We start from the raw sequence: 1,788 nt of genomic DNA, 5'->3' as shown, positions 1-1,788 counted from the left end.
ACGGTCATGCAAAAATTTACGGTGAAGCATGTGTATGTTGGGACGACTGGATTGATGGCGATAAAAGAATCTCAACTAGGTAACAAACCAGATGAAAAAATACGAACTTACTGATGAAAAAATTGTGTTTGATGGAAGAACTCTTCACCGAATTAGAGCATTAAGAGACTTTGGATATGTCAAAAAAGGTGACCTAGGCGGTTTTATAGAAAAAGAGAGCAACTTAAGTCATGAAGGAGACTGTTGGGTTTATGATGATGCCATGGTTTATAGCGGTGCAAAAGTTTACAACAATGCCAAGGTATTTGATAACTCAAAAGTTTGTTATTTTGCAAATATTTATGAAAATGCAACAATTCATCATAACGCAAAAATATATGGTGGTCGTATTTTTGGAAAAGCACATGTTTACGAAAATGCAAGTGTTCATTGCAATGCAGAAGTGTATGGTAACGCACACATTTACGGAGATTCAGAGGTTCGTGGAGGCAGTATTATCACAACGAGCGAGAGAAGATAATTATTATGTATAGATATGAAATTAAACCTACTTTGTGTTCGCAGTTAGTTGTGAGAAATACCCACAATCCAGGTGAACTTTGTATAACGATCTCTGGAGATAAGGGCGAGCCCTATGTAGATACCATAATCTCTAAAGACAAAATAGATGCCTTCTTAAGTGAAGAGAATATCGTGCCAATGGAACTCATAGGATCGCAATGCTTTGCATTTTCATACGAATTCAGACCGTTTGCATGCACTAGATTTGAAATGATACCACCCAATTCAGATGAATCTTTCTTGTTGACGCTATATTCTGATCATTGTGCATATATAAAACGCATTCCAATTGATTGGATTGTACAACCTGTAAAGACAAAACTCTAACACCCCAAAACCAGTCTTTTAACACAAGCGTGATTCACGCCACGGGTGAATTGTACGCAAATCAAGGAAATAAACCATGGAAAAAAAATACGAACTTACTGATGAAACAATTGAAGTTGATGGCAAAACTCTCCACCGCATTCGTGCTTTAAGGGATTTTGATGATGTCAAAAAAGGAGATCTTGGTGGTTTTATTGAAAAGGAATATAACTTAGGTCATAAAGGTAATTGCTGGGTGTATGATGATGCCAAGGTGTATGAAAGCGCTACCATTTTTCATAATGCTAAGATATTTGATGGCGCTTGTATTAGTGGAAATGCTTCAGTTTATTCTGATGCACAAGTTTACAGTCGTGCTGTTGTTTACGGTAATGCAGAGGTTTCTGGTAGTGCACATGTTTTTGGTGATGCTGTTGTTCGCGACAAATCTCATGTTTGCGGTGATGCAGAAGTTTACAATGACGCACGTATTTATGGTGACGCAACAGTTTTTGAGAATGCACGAATAAAGAATAGTGCCAAGGTTTACGACAATGCTCGTGTATATGGGAACGCAATAATTTGTGGTCCTGCTCTCATTTATAACAATGCTAAAGTTTATGGTGATGTCATTATATCATGCTCCAATTTCACGTATGAGGATGATGTTAATTATGGAAATGTTGAGATTTTTGGAGATGCAAAAGTTTATGATAGTGCTCGCATTTATGACGCAGTCAAGATTTTTAGAAATGCCGAAATTCGTGGATTAGCTAATATTCGCGGAAACACGAGAATTCCTCAAGACATAAAAATTTAACAACCAACCAGCCTTTTAACAGATGCGTGATTCACGCCACGGGTGAATTGCGCGCAATGTAGGAAATCAAGATGACAAATTCCACTTTTTTAAAAGAAATG

2 protein-coding genes are annotated in these 1,788 nt (G+C 37.2%); both read left to right on the top strand.

Annotation, left to right across the window (positions count from 1 at the left end; translation table 11 throughout):
- Positions 1–91 precede the first annotated feature (91 nt).
- Positions 92–520, top strand: a complete 429-nt coding sequence (locus tag ACFIKG_RS09100) for a hypothetical protein (RefSeq protein ID WP_375652176.1) — start codon at positions 92–94, stop codon at positions 518–520.
- Between the two features lie 444 nt (positions 521–964).
- Entirely contained in the window at positions 965–1,687 is a 723-nt protein-coding gene (locus ACFIKG_RS09095; protein ID WP_375627067.1) for a hypothetical protein, read from the top strand.
- Positions 1,688–1,788 lie beyond the last annotated feature (101 nt).

This window comes from Bartonella sp. LB28NMGDW (assembly GCF_042194435.1).
Classification (GTDB): Bacteria; Pseudomonadota; Alphaproteobacteria; order Rhizobiales; family Rhizobiaceae; genus Bartonella; species Bartonella grahamii.
This window is presented reverse-complemented; position numbering and strand designations above follow the sequence as displayed.